This is a genomic window from Pseudomonas sp. HS-18 (genome assembly GCF_020401845.1).
In the GTDB taxonomy this organism is placed as follows: domain Bacteria; phylum Pseudomonadota; class Gammaproteobacteria; order Pseudomonadales; family Pseudomonadaceae; genus Pseudomonas; species Pseudomonas nitroreducens.
In genome coordinates this window covers 3,383,281-3,403,591 of sequence record NZ_CP084413.1, presented here as the reverse complement: position 1 = coordinate 3,403,591, position 20,311 = coordinate 3,383,281, and the positions used below count along the sequence as shown (strand labels likewise).

Annotated in this window: 22 protein-coding genes; 10 read left to right on the top strand and 12 right to left on the bottom strand. The window is 64.9% G+C overall.

The annotated features are described in order from the left end of the window. Window positions 1-29: 29 nt before the first annotated feature. The 5 genes from LDJ84_RS15760 to LDJ84_RS15740 all read right to left on the bottom strand — a co-directional run bounded on the left by LDJ84_RS15760 (window position 30) and on the right by LDJ84_RS15740 (window position 6,870). Window positions 30-836 carry an ABC transporter substrate-binding protein gene (locus LDJ84_RS15760; protein WP_024767201.1) on the bottom strand — a complete coding sequence of 269 codons (807 nt, stop codon included), beginning with the start codon at window positions 834-836 and terminating at the stop codon, window positions 30-32. A 345-nt stretch (window positions 837-1,181) separates the two neighbouring features. Continuing rightward, window positions 1,182-2,108, bottom strand: a complete 927-nt coding sequence (locus LDJ84_RS15755) for an aliphatic sulfonate ABC transporter substrate-binding protein (RefSeq protein WP_226044971.1) — start codon at window positions 2,106-2,108, stop codon at window positions 1,182-1,184. Between the two features lie 4 nt (window positions 2,109-2,112). After that, window positions 2,113-3,156 (bottom strand): L-glyceraldehyde 3-phosphate reductase, encoded by a 1,044-nt coding sequence (mgrA, locus tag LDJ84_RS15750; protein WP_170858737.1) that lies wholly within the window; start codon window positions 3,154-3,156, stop codon window positions 2,113-2,115. Between the two features lie 45 nt (window positions 3,157-3,201). Further along, window positions 3,202-4,524 (bottom strand): LLM class flavin-dependent oxidoreductase, encoded by a 1,323-nt coding sequence (locus tag LDJ84_RS15745; RefSeq protein ID WP_226044970.1) that lies wholly within the window; start codon window positions 4,522-4,524, stop codon window positions 3,202-3,204. Between the two features lie 87 nt (window positions 4,525-4,611). Then, entirely contained in the window at window positions 4,612-6,870 is a 2,259-nt protein-coding gene (locus LDJ84_RS15740; protein ID WP_226044969.1) for a TonB-dependent receptor, read from the bottom strand. 220 nt (window positions 6,871-7,090) lie between these two features. Here LDJ84_RS15740 and LDJ84_RS15735 point away from each other — a divergent pair, with 220 nt between their 5' ends. Then, entirely contained in the window at window positions 7,091-8,131 is a 1,041-nt protein-coding gene (locus LDJ84_RS15735) for a LacI family DNA-binding transcriptional regulator (protein WP_226044968.1), read from the top strand. A gap of 116 nt (window positions 8,132-8,247) precedes the next feature. On the opposite strand, the gene LDJ84_RS15730 is transcribed toward LDJ84_RS15735, so the two are convergent. Then, a complete protein-coding gene (locus LDJ84_RS15730) occupies window positions 8,248-8,889 on the bottom strand; it encodes a phosphoribosyltransferase (RefSeq protein WP_037010488.1) in 642 nt (213 codons plus the stop codon). A gap of 377 nt (window positions 8,890-9,266) precedes the next feature. Here LDJ84_RS15730 and LDJ84_RS15725 point away from each other — a divergent pair, with 377 nt between their 5' ends. After that, window positions 9,267-9,440 (top strand): hypothetical protein, encoded by a 174-nt coding sequence (locus LDJ84_RS15725; protein WP_099051252.1) that lies wholly within the window; start codon window positions 9,267-9,269, stop codon window positions 9,438-9,440. Between the two features lie 123 nt (window positions 9,441-9,563). Here LDJ84_RS15725 and LDJ84_RS15720 read toward each other — a convergent pair whose 3' ends face one another. Together LDJ84_RS15720 and LDJ84_RS15715 are read right to left on the bottom strand one after the other, a co-directional pair. After that, window positions 9,564-9,731, bottom strand: a complete 168-nt coding sequence (locus tag LDJ84_RS15720) for a general stress protein (RefSeq protein WP_081754103.1) — start codon at window positions 9,729-9,731, stop codon at window positions 9,564-9,566. Window positions 9,732-9,901: 170 nt separating this feature from the next. Continuing rightward, window positions 9,902-10,162: a hypothetical protein gene (locus tag LDJ84_RS15715; RefSeq protein WP_084357885.1), complete on the bottom strand. Its 261-nt coding sequence runs from the start codon at window positions 10,160-10,162 to the stop codon at window positions 9,902-9,904. A gap of 170 nt (window positions 10,163-10,332) precedes the next feature. Here LDJ84_RS15715 and LDJ84_RS15710 point away from each other — a divergent pair, with 170 nt between their 5' ends. Further along, the gene (locus LDJ84_RS15710; RefSeq protein WP_141678459.1) at window positions 10,333-10,572 is read left to right on the top strand and encodes a hypothetical protein; all 240 of its coding nucleotides are present in this window, start codon (window positions 10,333-10,335) and stop codon (window positions 10,570-10,572) included. Between the two features lie 80 nt (window positions 10,573-10,652). Continuing rightward, complete coding sequence (locus LDJ84_RS15705; RefSeq protein ID WP_024767195.1) at window positions 10,653-10,898, top strand: hypothetical protein; 246 nt, start codon at window positions 10,653-10,655, stop codon at window positions 10,896-10,898. 9 nt (window positions 10,899-10,907) lie between these two features. Here LDJ84_RS15705 and LDJ84_RS15700 read toward each other — a convergent pair whose 3' ends face one another. Together LDJ84_RS15700 and ssuD are read right to left on the bottom strand one after the other, a co-directional pair. Beyond that, window positions 10,908-11,126, bottom strand: coding sequence for a hypothetical protein (locus tag LDJ84_RS15700; protein ID WP_024767194.1), 219 nt, complete (start codon window positions 11,124-11,126; stop codon window positions 10,908-10,910). A 108-nt stretch (window positions 11,127-11,234) separates the two neighbouring features. Next, on the bottom strand, window positions 11,235-12,377 hold the full coding sequence (gene ssuD / locus LDJ84_RS15695; protein WP_226044967.1) for an FMNH2-dependent alkanesulfonate monooxygenase: 1,143 nt from the start codon (window positions 12,375-12,377) through the stop codon (window positions 11,235-11,237). A 381-nt stretch (window positions 12,378-12,758) separates the two neighbouring features. Here ssuD and epsC point away from each other — a divergent pair, with 381 nt between their 5' ends. Together epsC and dapA are read left to right on the top strand one after the other, a co-directional pair. Then, on the top strand, window positions 12,759-13,712 hold the full coding sequence (epsC, locus tag LDJ84_RS15690; RefSeq protein WP_089285771.1) for a serine O-acetyltransferase EpsC: 954 nt from the start codon (window positions 12,759-12,761) through the stop codon (window positions 13,710-13,712). Window positions 13,713-14,024: 312 nt separating this feature from the next. Further along, window positions 14,025-14,891, top strand: coding sequence for a 4-hydroxy-tetrahydrodipicolinate synthase (dapA, locus tag LDJ84_RS15685; RefSeq protein WP_226044966.1), 867 nt, complete (start codon window positions 14,025-14,027; stop codon window positions 14,889-14,891). A 667-nt stretch (window positions 14,892-15,558) separates the two neighbouring features. Here the strand turns inward: dapA and LDJ84_RS15680 are convergent. Both LDJ84_RS15680 and LDJ84_RS15675 read right to left on the bottom strand, forming a co-directional pair. Further along, window positions 15,559-16,029 (bottom strand): low affinity iron permease family protein, encoded by a 471-nt coding sequence (locus tag LDJ84_RS15680; protein ID WP_226046592.1) that lies wholly within the window; start codon window positions 16,027-16,029, stop codon window positions 15,559-15,561. A 259-nt stretch (window positions 16,030-16,288) separates the two neighbouring features. Beyond that, entirely contained in the window at window positions 16,289-16,726 is a 438-nt protein-coding gene (locus LDJ84_RS15675) for a PRC-barrel domain-containing protein (protein ID WP_024762568.1), read from the bottom strand. 441 nt (window positions 16,727-17,167) lie between these two features. Here LDJ84_RS15675 and LDJ84_RS15670 point away from each other — a divergent pair, with 441 nt between their 5' ends. From LDJ84_RS15670 to LDJ84_RS15655, 4 genes are read left to right on the top strand one after another with little or no spacing between them, the layout of a single operon-like run. Further along, complete coding sequence (locus LDJ84_RS15670; RefSeq protein ID WP_226044965.1) at window positions 17,168-18,187, top strand: acyl-CoA dehydrogenase family protein; 1,020 nt, start codon at window positions 17,168-17,170, stop codon at window positions 18,185-18,187. Continuing rightward, window positions 18,184-18,930, top strand: coding sequence for a PIG-L deacetylase family protein (locus LDJ84_RS15665; protein ID WP_226044964.1), 747 nt, complete (start codon window positions 18,184-18,186; stop codon window positions 18,928-18,930). The genes LDJ84_RS15670 and LDJ84_RS15665 overlap by 4 nt, the downstream gene beginning before the upstream one ends. Continuing rightward, window positions 18,927-19,517: a class I SAM-dependent methyltransferase gene (locus tag LDJ84_RS15660; RefSeq protein WP_226044963.1), complete on the top strand. Its 591-nt coding sequence runs from the start codon at window positions 18,927-18,929 to the stop codon at window positions 19,515-19,517. Before LDJ84_RS15665 ends, LDJ84_RS15660 begins: the two co-directional genes overlap by 4 nt. Beyond that, window positions 19,514-20,167, top strand: coding sequence for a glycosyltransferase (locus tag LDJ84_RS15655; RefSeq protein ID WP_037009847.1), 654 nt, complete (start codon window positions 19,514-19,516; stop codon window positions 20,165-20,167). Before LDJ84_RS15660 ends, LDJ84_RS15655 begins: the two co-directional genes overlap by 4 nt. Window positions 20,168-20,311: the final 144 nt, after the last annotated feature.

The window sequence follows — 20,311 nt, the reverse complement described above, 5'->3', positions numbered from 1 at the left end:
CGTGGGGTGGTGCGGAAGGTCGGCGCGGATCAGCTCTTGTCGCCGATCTTGTAAAGGCGCGCCAGGGGCGTCTTGGTGGTCGGGCCGAACCAGGTGTCGTAGATGGTCTGGGCTTTACCATCAGCCTCCAGTTCGGTGAGGCTCTGGTTGACGAACTCGGTCAGGGTTTTCTCTCCCTTGGGGATGCCCACACCAATCAGGTCATTGGAGATGGTGAAGGGCGGGACTTCGTACTTGTCCTTGTCCGGCACGTTGGCCAGCAGGCCGATCAGCTTGGGGCCGTCCTGGGTGATGGCCTGGACCTGGCCGTTGCGCAGGGCGGTGAAGGCGAACGGTGTGTCGTCGTAGGCGATGACCTTGGCGCCGGGGAATTTCTCCCGCAGAACGCCTTCGTTCACTGTGCCCTTGTCGACGCCGACGCGCCATTTGTTCAGGTCTTCCGGCGATTTCAGGCTGCCCTTGCGCACGATGAACTGCTGCCCTGAGGAGAAATAGGGGATGCTGAAATCCACCTGCTCGGCGCGCTCGGGGGTGATGGTGAAGTTGGCCAGCACCAGGTCGACCTTGTTCGCGGTCAGCAGCGGAATACGGTTGGCGGGGTTGGTCGGCAGTACCTGCAGCTTGACGCCGAGCTTGTCGGCCAGTGCCTTGGCGTAATCCACGTCGAGGCCTTCGATCTGCTTGCTTCTGGCGTCGACGAAGCCGAACGGCGGGTTGCTGTCGAAGGCGGCTACGCGCAGCACTCCGGCCTTCTTGATGTCTTCCAGGCGGTCGGCGTGAGCCAGCCCCGAGAGGACGGCCAGGGCGAGGGCGGTAACGGCAGTGAGTTTCTTCATGAACATCCAGCTCCTTGTCGGGCCACGCTCGTTTGACGGGGTCCCGGGGTGATCGAGAGCGGGCGCTCGAGGGTGGGAGAAGCCCGCTGTAGAGCGGCGGGGGTCGCCCGCCGGCGAAGCCGAGTGTGGCAGTGCGGCGGGGTGGCGGAGAAGGAATGAATTCGTCTATCTAATAACTGGAAGAAATATAAAGTAACGGGTTAGATAACCATTTACATGAATCTCGCATGTGCGTAGGAGCGGAATTGCACCTGTAGGAGCGAGCTTGCTCGCGAACGGCCAAGCGCCCGAGTCGCCGGGAACTTCGTTCGCGAGCAAGCTCGCTCCTACAAAGGGCGGAAGCTGTCAGGGCTTCCAGCGTGCGGCACTAACGTCGACGGTGCGCGGCAGGATGCTCTCGGCGAGGAACAGGTCGGCGGTGCGTTGCTGTGCGGCAATGTCTGCATCCTCCAGCGGACGGATAGGCGAGGGCGGGCGATGCTTGAAGGTTTCCGCGATCACGTCCGGAGAGAGGCCGGTGACGCGCGCCATGATCGCTACGCTGCCGGTTTCGTCGCTACGGGTCAGGGCTTCGGCCTGGTTGAGGCTGTCCATTACCTGGCGGATGAACTCGGGATTCGCTCCAGCGTACTCACGGCTGGACAGGTAGAACGGCCCGCTCAATCCCACCTCGGAACCATCCGCCAGGAGCCGCGCGTTGCCGCCCAGCAGCAGCGCCGAGTACCACGGGTCCCAGATCGCCCACGCATCAACTTTGCCGCTCTCGAAGGCGGCGCGGGCGTCGGCCGGTGTGAGATACAGCGGCTGGATATCTCTCAGGGTCAGGCCGGCCTGCTGCAACAGGCGCAGCAGCAGGTTGTGCGAGCTGGAGCCTTTCTGGAAGGCCACGCGCTTGCCCTTGAGCTCGGCCACGCTGTGGATCGGGCTGTCCTTGGGTACCACGACGGTTTCCGCCTGCGGCTTGGGCGGTTCGACGCCGACGTAGAGCAGGTCGGCGCCGGCCGCCTGGGCGAAGATCGGCGGGATGTCGCCGCTGGAGCCCAGGTCCAGGCTGCCGACGTTGAGCGCCTCGAGCATCTGCGGGCCGGCGGGGAATTCGATCCACTGGATCTGCGTCTGCGGGAAACGCTGTTCCAGCAGGCCATGCTCCTTGGCCAGCACCAGGCTGACCGAGGCTTTCTGGTAGCCGATGCGCAGTTGCGCCGGGTCCTGCGCCTGGGCGGTGCCGGCCACAAGCAGCAGCCCGGCGAGCAGTCGATGAAGCCGCTTCACAGGCTCATTCCTTCCAGTCGTGGGAAGGCTTTTCCCAGAGGTTGATCCCGCCTTCCACTGCGTAGTGATCGATCTCCGCCAGTTCTTCAGCGCTGAAGGCGAGATTGTCCAGGGCGGCGACGTTCTCGACGATCTGTTCGGGGCGGCTCGCGCCGATCAGCGCGGAGGTCACGCGGGCATCACGCAGTACCCAGGCCAGTGCCAGTTGCGCCAGGCTCTGCCCGCGGCGCTGGGCGATTTCATTCAGCGCGCGGGCGCGGCGCAGGTTGTCCTCGGACAGATGCTCCGGCCGCAGCGACGCGCCGCCCGGTTGATTGACCCGCGCATCGGCCGGCACGCCATTCAGGTAGCGCTCGGTCAGCAGTCCCTGGGCCAGCGGGGTGAAGGCGATGACGCCGGCGCCCAGTTCGTCGGTGGTGGCCAGCAGGTCCTTCTCCACCCAGCGGTTGAACAGGTTGTAGGCCGGCTGGTGGATGAGCAGCGGCACCTTCCATTCCTTCAGTAGCGCGGCCAGTTCGGAGGTCTTGCCCGCGGAATAGGACGAAATACCGACGTACAGCGCCTTGCCCTGCTGCACGGCGCTGGCCAGTGCGCCGGCGGTTTCCTCCAATGGCGTGTCCGGGTCGAAGCGGTGGGAATAGAAGATGTCCACGTAGTCCACGCCCAGGCGTTGCAGGCTTTGGTCCAGGCTGGACAGCAGGTACTTGCGCGAGCTGCCGCCCTGGCCGTAGGGGCCGGGCCACATGTCCCAGCCGGCCTTGGTGGAGATGATCAGCTCATCGCGGTAGGCGGCGAAGTCCTCGCGCAGCAGACGACCGAAGTTGATCTCGGCGCTGCCGTAGGGCGGGCCGTAGTTGTTGGCCAGGTCGAAGTGGTTGATGCCCAGGTCGAAGGCGGTGCGCAGCAGGGCGCGCTGGCGGTCCAGCGGCATGCTGTCGCCGAAGTTGTGCCACAGACCAAGGGAGAGGGCGGGCAGCACCAGGCCGCTGCGGCCGACGCGGCGGTAGGGGACGCGCTGGTAGCGGTCGGGGTGGGCGATATAGGTCATGGAAGCTCCGTGGAAACGAGCCGCCGTGGGGCGGCCCGTGAATCGTCAGATCGTGTAGCGATTGGCCGGGCGCTTGAGCCCGAGGTGATCGCGCAGGGTGCTGCCGCTGTAGTCGCGACGGAACAGCCCGCGCCGCTGTAGCTCAGGCACGACGTGATGGGCCACGTCTTCCAGCCCGCCGGGCAGGTGTGGCACCAGCACGTTGAATCCATCGGCGGCGCCGCCTTCGAACCAGGCCTGCAGCTCATCGGCGATCTGCGCCGGCGTGCCGATCAGGCTGTAATGCCCCCGTCCGCCAGCGATACGCCGGCCGAGCTGGGCGAGGCTCAGGTTCTCGCGCCCGGCCAGTTCGGTGAGCAGCAGCTGGCGGCTACGCTGGCCGCTGTCGGTCAGCGGCAGCTCGGGCAACGGGCCGTCCAGCGGGTAAGCAGAGAGATCGAAGTTGCCGAGCATGCGCGAGAGCAGTGCGACGCCGACATGAGGCTCCACCAGCTCCTGGAATTCCTCGAACTTCTCCTGCGCTTCGCTCTGGCTCTGGCCGACTACCACGAACACGCCCGGCATGATCTTCAGCTCATCCGGCGTACGGCCGAACTTGCCCAGGCGGCCCTTCAGGTCGCAGTAGAAGTCGCGGGCGGCGGCGAGCGAGGTCTGCGCGGTGAACACCACTTCGGCGGTCTGCGCGGCCAGCTCTCGGCCGGTCTCGGAACTGCCGGCCTGGACGATCACCGGGCGGCCCTGGGGCGAGCGCGCGACGTTCAGCGGGCCTTGCACGCGGAAGTGTTCGCCTTCGTGGTTCAGCACGTGCAGCTTGGCCGGGTCGTAGTACTGCCCGCTGGCCTTGTCGCGGGTGAAGGCGTCGTCTTCCCAGCTGTCCCACAGTCCCGTCACCACGTCATGGAATTCCCGCGCGCGGGCATAGCGCTCGGCGTGGCCGAAGTGTTTCTGGCGGTTGAAGTTCAGCGCCTCGGCGGCCGCGTCGGAGGTCACCAGGTTCCAGCCGGCGCGGCCGCCGGAAATATGGTCGAGGGAAGCGAACTTGCGCGCCACGTGGTAGGGCTCGTTGTAGCTGGTGGTGACGGTGCCGATCACGCCAATGCGCTCGGTCACCGCCGCCAGCGCCGAGAGCAGGGTCAGCGGCTCGAAGTGGTCGGAGCGGGCCATCCGGCTGGCAATCTGCGCCGTGGGTGCGGCGACGCTGTCGGCCACGAAGACGGCGTCGAACTTCGCCGCTTCGGCCACCTGCGCCAGGCGTTTGTAAAGTGGAAAGTCGAGGCCGCCGTTGGCCGGCACGTCCGGGTGGCGCCACGCCGAGACGTGGTGACCGGTGGCCATGAGGAAGGCGCCAAGGGAAAGGGTTCGTGTCATGTCGGTATTCCTGTGTGTCCGTCGGGGTGGACGCAAGGCGGCGTGGGGTTCTTGTCGAAGGCGCCGGGGCAAGCCGGCGCCTTGTGCTTAAAAGTCCTTGCGCAGTTCCACACCGAAGTAGCGCCCGTCGTCGCGCGGCACCATGCGGTAGATGTAGCTGCCGCCCGTTGCCAGCAACGGCGAGTAGGATTTGTCGGTGAGGTTCTTGCCCAGCAGGGCGACGCGCCAGCCGTCGTTGTAGTCGGCCAGGGCAATGCTGGCGTTCCACAGGCCGTAGGCGCCCTGGATGGTGTCGGGGTTCTGGCTGAGGTCGTACTGCACCTTGTCCTGCCAGCTGTAGTCGGTGCCCAACTCCAGATCCAGGCCGTTGTCCAGCGGGATGCTGTAGTCGGCGCGCACGTAGCTCTTCCAGTCCGGGGTGAAGGGCAGCGGCTTGCCGTCGACATTGCAGCTGGACGCCGCACCCGGCGGGCAGGCGAAGCTGTCGACACGGGCCTTGGTGTAGGCGAGGGCGCCGGAGAGTTTCAACTGGCGGGTGGCCTGGTAGCTGAAGTCCAGCTCGGCGCCTTCGGTCTTGACCTTGCCGGCGTTGATCAGGCGGGTCACCACCTGGCCGGCGACGGTGTCGTAGAAGTTCGCCTGGTAGTTGTCGTAGACGGTGTGGAACACCGCCACGTTGGCGGTCAGGCGGTTGTCCAGCGCGGTGGCCTTCAGGCCGGCTTCCCAGGAGTTGGAAGTCTCCGGCTTGAGCGCGTCGGTATCGCGCGGCTGCATGTTGAAGAACACGTTGTAGGCCGGGCCCTTGTAGCCTCGCGAGTAGGTCACGTAGCTGGTGAGCTGCTCGCTGAGGTCGTACTGCAGGCCCAGGCGGCCGGACCAGCCGTCTTCGTCGGTTGAACCGGAGCTGGAGGTGGACGGCTGGATACCGGTCACCGCCGTGGCCGAGGTGGAGCGCCGGCGATGATCGTATTCCAGGTCGTCGTGGGTGTAGCGCAGGCCAGCGATGCCACGGAAATCGTCGGTAAAGTTCAGCGTGCTTTCGCCAAACACCGCGTAGGTGTCGCTGCGCGTGCCATAGTCGGCCACGCCGGTGTTCTGCGCGCTCGTGGAGGTCACCACGCGGCGGTAGGTTTCATCGTCCACGGCATGCATGTAGTAGAGGCCGCCGACGTACTCGAGGAATTCGCCCTTGGGCGAGGCCAGGCGCAGTTCCTGGGAGTACTGGTCGTAGTTCAGCTCACCCTTGTCGTGGGAGCTGGGGATGGTCGCGGTGATGTGGGAAAGGCGATCGCCATCCTGCCACTGGGTGTTGTCCCAACCGCGCCAGGCGCTGATGGAGGTCAGGGTGTAGTCGCCCAGGTTCCAGTCCAGCTGCGCGGACAAGCCCTGATTGGTGTCGTCGACGTGGGTGCGGTAATCGCTGTTGATCTTGCGGTTGTCGCTGTCCGGTGTCACCGGTCGCAGGGCGTTGGCGAACGCCGGGCTGGTGGTGCTGGTGATCACTCCGCTGGGGCCATCGTCGCTGGCCTTCATGTAGTCGGCGATCAGCGTTACCTTGAGGTCGTCGTTCGGCGTAAGTTCGAACCTGGTGCGGGCGCCGGCGCGGTTGTAGCCGTTCACTTCGTGACCGTTGTAGACGTTGTCGACGTTGCCGTCGTAGCTGCCCACCAGGGTGGTGACGCTGGCCTTGAGCTTGCCGGGGATCAACGTGCCGCCGATGCCGAAGCGGGTGCGATTCTCGTTGCCGCCACCGAAGTGCGAATAGTCGATGTAGCCGGTGGTTTCGTCCGGCACTTCGCGGGTCACCACGTTGAGCACGCCGGCCGAGGCGTTCTTGCCGAACAGCGTGCCCTGTGGGCCGCGCAGCACTTCGATGCGCTCGACGTCAAGCAGGTCCAGGGTCGCCTGGCCGGGCCGGCCGAGCACTACGCCGTCGATCACCGTCGACACGCTCGGCTCGACGCCGGGGGAGGTGGAAATGGTGCCCACGCCACGCACGAACAGCGAGGTGTCCTTGTTCGAGGCGCCGGTGCGGAAATTCAGGGTCGGCACCTGTTGGACGATGCTCGACACGTTGTTGCGGTTGTCGCGCTCCAGCTGTTCGCCGTCGATCACCGAGACCGCGACGGGGACCTTCTGCAGCGACTCTTCGCGACGGGTCGCGGTGACGGTCACTGCCTTGAGCGTCGGCGCCGAGTCGGCGGACTGGGTGTCGCTGCCCGTGGTTTCGGCTGCCTGCACGCTGCAGGCCAGCGCGCCGATCACACTGGCGATGCCCAGGGCCAGCGCGCTGCGTCGGCCGGTGAATTGCGGACGGCCGAGCGTCCCCCATTGTTGCGATTGCATAGCCACTCCTTCGTGCCCTGGTCCGCCCTCGTTTCTCATTTCGGGGCGCTTTTCTCTACGGGACTGTCACGAGCGCTCGCTCGTGCGAGTGGCTGGAATCGTTGCGGACAGTTTGTGTTGTTAGCGCTAACATTGGCGAGTATCCTGAATCACTAGATAGATCGTCAAATAATTAAAAATTACGTTTATATTCCTGACTTAAAGAAACAGGAGCGCCGAATTGGCCAACCAGATACCGCGCAAACGCCGTGGGGCAGGGCGCGTGACGCTCACCGCCGTGGCGGAGCTGGCGAGGGTTTCCGCCATCAGCGTGTCGCGCTACTTCAACCAGCCGGCGCAGCTGTCGGATGACCTGCACGAGCGCATCGCCGCGGCAGTGGAGGAGCTGGGTTACGTGCCCAACCAGGTTGCCGGCGGGCTGGCCTCGGCGCGGGGCAGGGTAGTGGGGATGGTGGTGCCGAACATTTCCGGGCCGATCTTCGCCGACACCATCCAGGCCTTCAGCGACACCCTGGCCGCGCACGGTTACCAACTGCTGCTGGCGTCCAGCTACTTCTCCGAAGACAGGGAGGAAAACGCCGTACGCGCCTTTCTCGGCTGGAACCCGGCGGCGCTGGTGCTGACCAGCCATTTCCATACGCCGGCCACCGAAAAGCTCATTGCAGCGGAGGACATGCCAGTGGTGGAGGTGTGGGATTACCAGCCTGGGCGCGCGCCGATCCAGGTCGGTTTTTCCCATTACCAGGTCGGCGTGGATGCCTTGAACTACCTGCACGGCAAGGGCTACCGGCGAATCGCCTTCGTGCAGAACAGCGCGCCGGGAGACTTCAGCGCCCTGGACCGCCGCGACGGCTATGCCGATACCTTGCGCGAACTGGGTGGCGAGCCCTGGATGTTCGTACCCACCGAGAGCGCGCCTTTCGAGGCTGGGCGGCAGGCCATGGAAGCTTTGATGGCACGAGGGTCGCAACGTCCCGAGGCGATCGTCTTCGCCAACGACAACCTCGCTGCCGGTGGCCTGCTCGCGGGGCAGCGCGCAGGGCTGAAGATTCCTGATGAGTGCGCGGTGCTGGGGTTCGGTGACTATCCCTTCGCGCCGATGCTGCTGCCCAACCTGTCCACCATCAAGCCGCCAGCCCGCGAGATCGGCGAGGTCGCAGCGCTGCGCGTGCTGCAGTCCATCGGTGTGGTGCCACTGGATGGCGAGGTGGAACGTCTGAACCTGCTCGGCTGCCGGGTGCTGGAGCGCGAAAGCGCCTGAGCCCCGCAGCCGTCCATCCACTGCAGGAGCGAGCCGGCTCGTGAACGAGTATCCCGGCGGCTCCGTAGTCGAGCGGTTCGCGAGCAGACTCGCTCCTGCGAAAAGCTCAAGCGCGCCTACTTGGCCAACAGGTCGATCACTTCCTGGTCACTGAGCGGGTGGAAGTCCCGGTAGTGATCACCCACTGCGCGGAACGGTGACGGCGTGTCCAGGCAGATCAGGGTATCCACCTCGTCACGCAGCTTCTGCACGGTTTCCGCCGGGCCCACCGGAACGGCGAGCACTACCTTGTGCGGGTGCTGCGCACGCAGGCACTTGAGCGCGGCGCGCACACTGCTGCCAGTCGCCAGGCCGTCATCGACGACGATCAGGTCGCGATCCTCGAGTTGCGCTGGCGCCTTCGCGCCGCGGTACAGCAAACGGCGCCGCTCCAGTTCGCGGATCTGCTCCAGCACCTGCTGTTCAAACCATTCCGGCGGCGGATCAAGCTGCTCGAGCATCTGTTCGTCCACCACCCAGTTTGGCTCGGGGCCGTCGACAATGGCGCCCAGGGCGTACTCCTCGTTGCCGGGTGCGCCGATCTTGCGCACCAGCAGTACATCCAGCGGCGCGCCCAGCGCTCGGGCGACCTCCTTGGCCACGGGCACGCCACCGCGGGGCAGAGCGAGGATCAGCGGGTTTTCCAGCGGCATGTCGCGCAGGACCATCGCCAGCGCCACGCCGGCATGGCGACGGTTGGTGTATCGAACTGAGGGCATCTGAACCTCCTTTCGCGAATCACAGCAGCCTGGCCCGTGCCCGGCGCCATTTGCGGGTGCGTTTGCCGGTCCAGGCCAGACGGACCTCGCTGCGACTGCGAGCCGCCGGAAATCGATGGCGCCTGGCAGATTCGTACCGACTGAGCCTGCATGGGGCTGCCGTGAATTGTGAGCGGCAGCCCCATCGAAGGTTCAGGAATTGCGCACGGACGGCCCTATCGGGAGCGTCTGCCACACACCTTGAACGACTGCCGGTCTTGCGACTCCCAGTATCAGGTCCATGCCGAAACGGTACCGATCCCGCTCTTTGCCGGAGCTGTGCCTATAGTTGCTCCTGCGAGTTTCGTCTGCCACCAGCCAACCGAGGAGAGATTGCCATGCACGCGTACCTGATCCGCTACCGCCGCAACGGCCAACCCATGAGCACTGTGCTGGTGCAGGAGAGCCTGAGCCGCCAGCAGGCGCAACAATTCGTCCGCGCATTGCATGGGCCGATCGGGCGCGATTCGCGCTCCGATATCCAGGTCAGCGAGGTGCTCTGCACTCAGTGACCGGGGTTCCGCCGCACCGATGGCGGCCAGCGAAAACGGCGCCCGTCCCTGGGCGCCGTTTTCGTTGAAGAGAGCAGGGTGGATTCATCGTGCCGGCGAGCGCCGGAGACCACCCTCTGCCGGTCAGTGATCAGCGCGGCTGCGCTGGCCTCCCTTGCGACCCGCCTCGGATGCTCGCGCCGGGTCATTCTTGAAATTGCCGCCGCTATGCTGGCCGCCTTTCCTGCCGGCCTCGGATGCCCGCTGGGGGTCTTCCGCAAAGTTGCCTTTACCACCTCTGTGTTCGGCCATGGGGAACTACTCCGTGGGAAGTGAATGGGCGAATGCGGTGCATTCACTTCATCCGAAACAAATCGATCAGCGGTGTTCGACTGATTTTAAGAACGATCAGGCATGAATCGGGCGGCCGCTCGTTATATGGGGGAGCACGGCCGAGCGGAGTTCGCCTGCTGGCACACCGCTCACACCACGCGTTTGCGAAGCCGGCCGATGAGCTTCTGCCGCTGCTCGGCGTCCGCCTCCCAGACCTTGCCATCGAGGGCGTGGCAGATCAGCCAGATTTCTTCGTTGTTGAGCATGACCGCGCCGCCGCCGGATTCCGCGCGGCGCTTGCGGTAGGCGGCCTGCTTTTCGGCGTTGGTCATGGCGCCTTCCTTGCGGGGGCGGCCTTTGCTCGGGGCTTCGAAAGCGTCGCGAGTGGCTCTGTCCTTGGCGTCTTTCATGCGGGCCTCGTCAGGGGGTTGGTAACGCGTTACCGTATTGATCCGCTTTTCATGGTAACGCGTTACCAATAATAGCCGAGCTCGCAAGCCGCGCCAATCGTCGGCCGAGGCGACGCACTAGGTCAAATGGAGCTATTCCTCACAGGCGCACAGGGCCAAGGGAGGCTGACGTGGAACGACTGCGGAAGGTGCTAATGGCCTCGGCTTTCAACGAGACCTGCGTTGTCCAGGTGCTGCGCGAGGCCGCGCTCAAGGCCGGCACTGCCGACACGGCATCGGCGCTGATGGCCGCGGCGCAGTTGCTGGAACACGACGCGGAAACCCTGCTTCACGCCGCCCACCGGATCGATCTCGTGCTGCACCATGCGTCCGGCGAGGGAGGCACCATTTCATGGGTGGTCATGGACTGATCCAGCTCGAACGATCGATTTGAACCGCCGCCACGATCGCCCGGTCAGTGCTTGGGAGAGAGCCAGAATCCGGAGGCACCATGCAGGACGAATCCCTGACCAGGCGTTATCACGTCTGCTTTGTGCGAGACGGGCGGGAATTCGAGTTCGAAGCCGAGGACGAATCCATGAGCGAAGCGCGGGCATGGAGCCACGTGGCGCGCCATCTGCACATCCCGATCCACGATCTGCGCGGCTACCAGAAGCGCTACCACACCATCCGCCGCAATGTGGAGGCCCACAACGTGCAGGACGTTACCTACCGTGTTGCCAGGGCGGGAGACTAGGCCGCCGCCTCAGGTCTGCGCCGAGACCAGGCGGACGTCGCAGATGGTAATGCCGCGGGCGCCCAGCCAGGACTCGACCTCGGCGGAGGAGTGCAGCGGGCGGGGCTGCTCGGGGAATTCACGAACATAGATGGAGAAGGCGATCGCCTTGATATGGGGAATGCTCCGCGCGCGCATGAGCAGGTGGCGGTCCTTGCCGTTGAGTTGATACTCGATCAGCCATTGCATGGTCGTGCGACTTCCCTGGCAGGGTCGATCTGTGGAATGGCTGACAAGAGTAGCCCCTGATCGCTCAGGGGCAATACTGGTCATCGGACCGACACTTGAGCTGACCGATCAGGCGGCAGCGTCCTTGGCCTCCTCGCGCCCGGCGCGTACGTCGAAGGCGCCCCCAGTGAGCACGCCATCCACCGTGACACGCCCCTTGCCAGGCAGCAGCGGGAATACCAGCTCGGCAAATCGGTAGGCTTCCTCCAGGTGCGGGTAGCCCGACAGCACGAAGCTGTCGACTCCCAGCGCGGCATATTCCAGCAGGCGTGCCGCGACGGTTTGCGGGTCGCCTACCAGTGCGGTGCCGGCACCGCCACGGACCAGGCCGACGCCGGCCCAGAGGTTTGGCGCAACCTCCAGCTTGTTGCGGTCGCCACCATGCAGCGCGGCCATGCGCTGCTGGCCGACCGAATCCATCTTCGCGTAGTTCGACTGCGCGGCCGCGATGGTGGCGTCATCCAGGTGGCTGATCAGTTCGTCGGCGGCGGCCCAGGCCTTCTCGTTGGTTTCCCGCACGATCACATGCAAGCGCACGCCGAATCTCACCGTGCGCCCCAGGCGTGCTGCCCGTTCGCGCACGTCGGCAATCTTCTCGGCCACGGCGGCGGGTGGCTCGCCCCAGGTCAGGTAGGCATCCACATGCCTGGCGGCCAGTTCATGGGCGGCAGGGGAGGAGCCACCGAAGTACAGGGGCGGGTAGGGCTTCTGCACGGGAGGGAAGAAGTTCTGCGCACCCTTTACCTTCAGGTGCCGGCCTTCGAAGTCCACCGTCTCGCCCGACAGCAGGCGACGCCAGATGGCGAGGAATTCATCCGAGGCGGCGTAGCGTTCGTCGTGGCCGAGGAAAACGCCATCCGCCTCCAACTCAGTGCTGTCTCCGCCAGGGACTACGTTGAGCAGCAGCCGACCGTCACTGGCCTGGTCCAGGGAGGCGGCCCGGCGCGCGGAGGCTGTCGGGTTGCCCAGCGAGGTGCGCAGCGCCACCAGCAGCTTGATCCGCTGCGTGACCGGCACCAGGCTGGCCGCAGTGACCCAGGGGTCCAGGCAACTGCTGCCCGTGGGAATCAACAGGCCGTCGTAACCGAGTTGGTCGGCGGCGACCGCGATCTGCCGCATGTACTCGTTGGTCGCCGGGCGACCGCTGCCGGAATGGCCCAGGTAGCGGGTGTCGCCGGAAGTCGGCAGGAACCAGAAAATATCCAGACTCATAGGGGTGTCCTCGTTGCCATCATCGAAGTAGGGCGTCGCCCTGTCGGTGCACGCGTGGCAAGTCTTCATTGGAATGCGACCCGGCAGCCGGCACGGTTGGTGCGCTCGATTCAGGCAGGAAGGTACGAGGGCGGCTGCGCTGCGGTCCTGCGGGGCAGCAAGGCTTGTGCCAGCGCTGCGGCCCGCGGATTCCGGGGGATTCGCCGCTGGGTAGGTGTTGCTGCGGCAGCAGTGCTGTTGATCGACTGTTGCTGTGCCAGCACTTGGTGCTGCGAAAAAGGCATTAGGTTATGCCTTCCGGCGATTTGTCCTCGGAGGCGCGACCGATCAGGATAGGCATTCGTGATCGAAGCCTCTGAATACCAAGGAACACAGCAAGCGATGAACGACGCCAATCGACTGAACGAGAATGGCCCGGTGAACTGGCAACTGGCGCAGATCGTCGAGGACCTGCGCGGAGCCCGTAACGAGTGGCGATCCCGCACTGGGCGACATCCGGAACAGGGCGGTCGTGAACTGCCTTCGCGGCACTCCATCGAGGAAGTGGTCGAACGCCTGGCGAGCGCATTGTTTCCCATGCGCCTCGGCCCGAACGACCTGCGCGAGGAAAGCGAAGATTTCTTTGTCGGCCATACGTTGGACGCGGCCCTCAATGCACTGTTGGTGCAGGCCCGCCTGGAGCTGCGCTACAGCGCGCGGCAGCGCGGTGACGTAGTAGATGGTCGGATCGACGAGCATGCCGTGCTGCTGGTACGCGACTTCGCCCGTGCGCTCCCGGAAATGCGCAAATTGCTGGATGCCGACGTGCTCGCCGCCTATCAGGGCGACCCTGCCGCGCGCAGCGTCGACGAGGTTCTGCTGTGCTACCCGGGCGTCGTCGCGATTATCCACCACCGCCTTGCGCATCACCTGTACAACGCCGGCTTGCCATTGCTGGCCCGGATCATCTCGGAGCTGGCGCACTCGGCCACCGGCATCGACATCCATCCCGGCGCGCAGATCGGCAGCAGTTTCTTCATCGACCATGGCACCGGCGTGGTAATCGGAGAAACCGCGATCATCGGCAAACAGGTGCGCATCTACCAGGCGGTAACCCTGGGTGCGAAGCGCTTCACCGCTGACGAAAGCGGCCAGTTGCACAAGGGCGAACCACGCCACCCGATCGTCGAAGACGAAGTGGTCATCTACGCCGGCGCCACCATCCTGGGGCGCGTCACCATCGGCAAGGGCTCGACCATCGGCGGCAACGTCTGGCTGACTCGCAGCGTGCCGCCAGGCAGCCAGGTGAGCCAAGCCAGCCTGCAGCACGACGAGAGTCGCTGCGGCAAGGATTGATGCGATGGAAACGGGGCAGGGGAGTTGACAGCTCCCTCGCTCCTTCAGCAGTATCTGCCAGACATTTAGCGCAACGGCATTTCCATGCTTCCCACTCACGATCATTCGCTTTCCGCTTCGGGCTTCCTTGCCCAGGCTGGCGCGTGCGTCGTCGTTGCGAAGAAATCGAAGAAACAGTCGCTCATTTGACCGGGGCGCTGTCCCGTCAGATGGGCTGACAGGACACAAGGCGCAAGGTCGAACCTCCCTCCCGCTTGATTTCCGCACCCTCCCTGACGGCGACCCGACGGTCAGCCAACAGGAGTTTTTTGCATGTCGAGTTTTCGTGGAATCTGGGTGGCACTGGCCACGCCTTTTCGTGGCGGCGCCGTCGATTTTCCGGCCCTGCAGCGTCTGGTAGCGAAGCTGCTGGAGGAGGGCGTCAGCGGTTTCGTCGTCTGCGGCACCACCGGCGAGGCGGCCGCCTTGAGCCACTCGGAGCAGCTGGAAATCCTCGATGCGGTACTGCAATGGGTGCCGTCGCGGCAGGTGATCATGGGGTTGGCAGGCAACAATCAGCCTGAGCTCCTGGCCTGCCTGGAGGACATCCAGCGCCGCCCGGTGGCTGCTGTACTGGTGCCGGCGCCGTACTACATTCGTCCGTCGCAGGCCGGCCTGGAATCCTTCTTCCATACCATCGCCGACGCAGCCAGCGTGCCCGTTGTGCTCTACGACATTCCGTACCGCACCGGTGTGCGCATCGAGCGCGAAACGCTGCGCCGCATCGTCCGCCATCCCAACATTGCCGCGATCAAGGACTGCGGCGGTGACCCGGAAACCACCATGGCGCTGATCGCCGACGGACACGTCGACGTGCTCACAGGCGAGGACCTGCAGATATTCTCCAGCCTGTGCCTGGGCGGTGCCGGCGCGATCTCGGCGTCGGCCCATGTGGGTGCCGAGCTCTACATGCAGATGTTCCGGCAGATGGAGGAAGGAAATGTCATCGCTGCCCGAGCCATTTTCTACCGCTTGCTGCCCTGGATGCAGGCCGCTTTCGCTGAGCCCAATCCGTCAGCCGTCAAGGGCGCGCTGGCACTGCAAGGATTGATTGCCAACGAGGTACGCGAGCCGATGCAGGCGTGCACGCCGGCGACGCTGGAAAGGCTGCGCGGGGTTTTGGCGGCGCTGGCTGGATAGGCTCTGCAAAAGGACAAGTAACGCGTTACCAGAATGAGCAAGGAGATTCGGTAACGCGTTACTGAAGACTGGCAAGACGAAGTCGGCTGCAGTGGAATGGTTGGCGCCTGACTCGTGCGGCATGATCATGAGGCGGCTTTAATACTCGCATCAGGCTTTTCGCTGCCTGAGCGTCTGCTCGAATGATTTGCAAACCCTGAACGGATACCTGTGCATTGAAATCAGATGCGGCTTGGCAAGAGGCAGCATGAGCATCGACATCAGTGTCACGCGAAGCGCAGGAACAAGAGAATCGAGTCGCATCGGCGTGAACCGACATGGATTGATCCGGAATCGAAAGAAAGGCAGCAGAACTGTCCAGGTGGGGGATTTTGCAGATTGAAATTCGTGACACTCGAGCCCGGTAGCGCCATAGGAAACTTCGCATAATGTATATTATGTTAAATTAGATATGTGGATACCCGCAGTACTCCAGGCGTTCTCTCTGTCTGCTCAATCAGAACGCCAACCCCACTCTTAGGCTGACCACGGTATCGGCTGCCATGTCTTCACAACGGTTCATGGCGTTGACCCAGGTCTGAGCAGACTTGAGGTGATCTGCCGAAGCGCCGCTCCGCCATCTATTGACTCACAAAGCAAATGACGACGACAAGGCGACTCACCAGCTTCAAGGAGTGGCCGGCCCACGCTGATCCTCTTCCTCATGCTCGGCCACCCTCTGTGGCGAACCGTCCTGCACATTCTCCTCACCGATCTCCTCGTAGGTCTTGCGCAGCTTCTGCAATTCCTCGCTGCCTAAGTCGTCCAACCCCATCAGCACGCGGTGAGCGTGGTGGGTGGTGCGCAGCAACTCGTCGATCTTGATGTGCAGCGCGTCGGTGTCTCGGTTCTGGGTGCTCTGGATAAGGAAGACCATGAGGAAGGTGATGATGGTGGTCGAGGTATTGATGACCAGCTGCCACGTATCGTTGAAGTGAAAGAACGGCCCGCTGAGTGCCCAGGCCACCAGCAGCACGCAGGCCAGGGCGAAGGTCAGTGGGCGGCCGGCCCATTGCGAAAGGGCTTGGGCAAAGCGTGAAAAGCCCGCCCCGCCCTTCTTCCCTGCTGCTGGTTGCGTGGGGTCGTGCGAAGGGGGAATTGCTTTCCGTTGACCCGCCGCTGAGGGGGCGCCCCGCTGGGGCTGAGCGTGGGCAGGCAAATCACCGCGCGATCCTGGTCCGATCATGGCATGCACTCCGCTGAAGTGGGGCCTGACCGGTAGAGACGTGGCAGCCTGGGGAGTTCAGAAATCTGCTCTGAGCCCGCACTGCCAGTGGTGTAGCGATCGGTATTGAAGCTCTGCGTTGCCATTGTTCCCGGCCGATGCGAAACACCGCGCATCGGCCAGGCGACCAACGTCAGAAACGCGGGTCGTCGGTGGGTTTGGTGCCGTAATAGTCGTGGATCTGCTGGCTCCAGGTCGGGTCCTGCATATCCGGCCAGTCGTGTTTATCGAACCCTGGTGCACTGGACAGGCGTTCCTTGTCGACGTCCAGGACGAAGCGCTTGTTGACGGTGTCCAGGCGCAGCGCGCTCCAGGGCACCGCAAAGAGTTTCTCGCCCATGCCGAGGAACCCGCCGTAGGACAGCACCGCATAGGCGACACGGCCACTCTGCGTATCCAGCATGATTTCCTTGATGTCGCCCAGGTCTTCGTCGCGGGTGTTGTAGACATCGTTGCCGATCAGGGTGTCGGCGCCCATCAGGCGCGGGCCCGGCCCACGACTGGAGTCGGCCTCGACGGCGACGGGGCGATTCTTGTACATGCCATAGGTATCGCGATCTTCGTAGTTCATGGAGTGCTCCTGGCCATTGGCCACGGAAGGCTGGAGCAGCTTCGCACCGGGGCGGTCGACTCTGCTCCAGGTGCGCACGGAACGATTTGGGCCGTGCGCATCCAGCGCGGGACCGGGGGTGGCCCGGTTCCGGCAGCTTCGGGTGAAGTGCCAGACTGATTCAGCAAGTTCCACGCCCGGTTCGTCCCTGAGCGTAGGAGGACGCGATAGAGCGGCTGGGCCAGGAATTGATCGCACGGTGCAATCAGCAGAACGCCCGATCCGCCCTTGCGGCCTGTGCAAAACACCCGAGCGGTACGGATTGCTGGGCGCGTTTTGGCAGCCATCGCTATACCGGCCGCGCGCCGCCGAATTGGCCGCAAAGCACAGGACAAATCGGTTTGAACCGCAAACCGCAACGCGAGGTCGGCATGGCATAGAGGCTCCGAAAGGGGGAATGCCATGAAACACGACCGCTCGCACGCCCTGTCTCGTCTGCTGCGCGACTTCGAACTGCCGCAGGATGCTTCTCAGCAGGTGCCCTTTGTCGGCGCCGCGCTGCGCCAGTTGATCGACGACGGACTTGATCGTTTGCCCTTGCCCGCCAGTGGCGCAACCCTCGAGCGGTGGCAAGCCCTGGCGGCTGTGGCGGGCAGCGATCTATCCCTGCTCAAGCTCTACGAGGGACACACCGACGCCCTGGCCATTCTGGCAGAGCTGGATGGCGAGCCCCAGTGCGGAATCTGGGCCGTCTGGGCGGCAGATCCGCCCACTCCCTGTGTCGAGGTGGTGGCTCGCGAGGCGGGCCATGTACGCATCAGCGGGAGCAAACCCTGGTGTTCCGGCGCAGCCGTGGCGGAGCACGCATTGGTCACGGTGAAAGATGAGCAGCAGCGTACCCAGCTGGTCGCCGTCCCCCTCGCCCAGCCCGGCGTAAGCGTCGGAAGCAGCGGTTGGAACGCCGTGGGAATGGCAGCCACGGGCAGTGTGGCGGTGACCTTCGACCAGGCGCTGGCCCGCTGCGTCGGCGGCCCGCAGGAGTACCTGGAACGTCCAGGCTTCTGGCATGGCGGCGCAGGCATCGCCGCTTGCTGGTATGGCGCCGCGGGTCGCCTGGCGGATTATCTTCGCCAGGGCCGTAGCGAGGATCCCCATGCCATGGCGCACCTGGGAGCGGTCGATGCAGCCCTGGCCGGGGCCGCCGGGGCACTTCGCGAATGCGCCGGCTGGATCGACGAGAACCCCGCCGCCCCCTCGGAGCTGGCCGCCCGCCGGGTTCGCGCCCAGGTCGAAGGCGCTGTCGAAGCCGTGCAATGGCATGTCGGCCGGGCACTCGGGGCAACGCCGTTCTGCCGCGACCGACGCTTCGCTCGGTTGGCCGCAGACCTGCCGGTCTTCCTCCGGCAGAGCCACGGAGAGCGCGACCTGGCCCACCTGGGCAGGCACCTGAAGCGTCTCGAAATCGAGTCCTGGGCACTATGAGCCAGGCGCAGAACCTCATAGCCGGAACCCAGGGCACACCGCCTTCGCTGTGGCGCTCATGCATCCAGCTCGAACGACTGCCGCGCCTCCGCCGCGAAGAACTGGTGCCGCCGGGGCGCCGATTGGTCGTCGTCGCCCCGCATCCTGACGATGAAGTACTGGGCTGCGGAGGGCTTCTTGCCAGCCTGGCGGCACAGGACTGCGCGGGCCTGCTGGTTTCCGTGACGGATGGCGAAGCCAGCCATCCCGGTTCCACACACTGGACAGCAGACACGCTGCGGCAGACACGAATCGTCGAAAGCCGCAGCGCCCTCACCCGCCTCGGCATCGATCTCGGCCAATGGCAGTGGCGACGCTTGCGATTGCCCGATGGCGGCGTCACCGCAGCAGCGCTTCGCGACCCGTTGCGCGCCCTGCTGCGCCCGGGTGATCGACTGGTCAGTACCTGGCGAGAGGACGGCCATTGCGATCACGAACAGGTCGGGCTCGCCTGTGCGCAATTGGCGGCAGAGTGCGGCGCCCGGCATTTCGAGACTCCGATCTGGGCGTGGCACTGGGCCTTTCCCGGTGACCCGCGCCTGCCCTGGAGCCGCGCACGGCGCCTGGACCTTGACGACGAAGCGCTGCGACGCAAGCGCCAGGCTCTCGAAGCCCACGCCAGCCAACTGCAAGGCAGCACGCCGATCCTCAGCGCCCGGTTGCTGGAGACCCTGCTGCAGCCCTTCGAGGTGTATTTCCTGTGAACGCCGAGAAACGAGCCCTGCCGCCCGAGCATTTCGACCGGCTGTACCGCGATGACCCGGACCCCTGGTCATTCCGAACCTCCTGGTACGAGAAGCGCAAGCGCGACCTGCTGCTCGCCTGTCTCCCCCGCATGCGATTTCGCAGCGGCTACGAACCGGCCTGTGCCAACGGCGAAACCAGTGTCGAGCTGGCCCGGCGGGTCGACCATCTGCTGTGCGCCGATTACAGCGGGGAGGCTGTCGCGCTGGCTCGCCAGCGCCTTGCTGGACTAGGCAATGTGCGCGTGGTGCGGCAGGCACTGCCCGAGCAATGGCCGCAGGCGAGGTTCGAACTCATCGTGCTGGGTGAGCTGGGCTACTACCTGGGAGGGCAAGCCTGGCAGCGGACTTGCCGGAAAGCGGCGGCGAGCCTGGCGGAGGGCGGCGTACTGCTGGCCTGTCACTGGCGGCACCCGATCGAAGGCTGCACGCTGATCGGCGACGAGGTCCATGAGGCGATCACCCTGGCGATGGGGTTTGCGCCCAGTGTGCAGCATCTGGAGGCCGACTTCCGCCTGGAACTCTGGGCCAACGAGGCTCCCGGATGATTGGCATTCTCGTACCGGCGCACAACGAGGCCGCGCTGCTGGGAACCTGCCTGCGCTCCCTGCAGCAGGCAGCCTTGCATCCCGGCCTGAAGGGCGAGCCGGTGTGCATCCTCGCGGTGCTGGACGCCTGTTCCGACGATAGCGAATCCGTCGCCGCCTCGCTGGGCGTCGCCGTGCTGCAAGTCCACGAGCGCAATGTCGGTCATGCGCGCAGGGCCGGCGCCGCGTGGCTGCTCGCCCAGGGAGCACGCTGGCTCGCCTGCACCGATGCCGACACCTGCGTCAGCGATGACTGGCTGGTTCGCCAGCTGGCCTTCGGCGCCGAGGCCGTCTGCGGCACGGTGCAGGTATCGGATTGGTCGGGCCACGACGAACAGGTGCGCCTTCGCCATGAAGAGCATTACCAGTGCCGCGAGGACCATCGCCACATCCACGGAGCCAACCTCGGGATCTGCGCCCGGGCTTATCAGCGGGCCGGGGGATTCCGTCCCCTGCCCTGCAACGAGGATGTCTGCCTGGTTCGTGACCTGGAGCGAAGCGGCGCGCGGATCGTCTGGACCCATCAGACCTGCGTCACTACCAGCGCGCGCGCCGATTACCGGGCCTCCGGCGGCTTCGGCGAGTTCCTCGCGAATCTCTCGGCGCGCTGAACGGACGAGTTCACCCGATGATCCGTCGATCAGAGCCAACACAACCCACCCCGCGAAGCGCAGCGGCAAGGCGTATTGCAACCGGCTGAAAGCCGGGTCGTGCATTCTGCTGGTTGCACATAGCCAGCCGCATTTGAGTTTTCT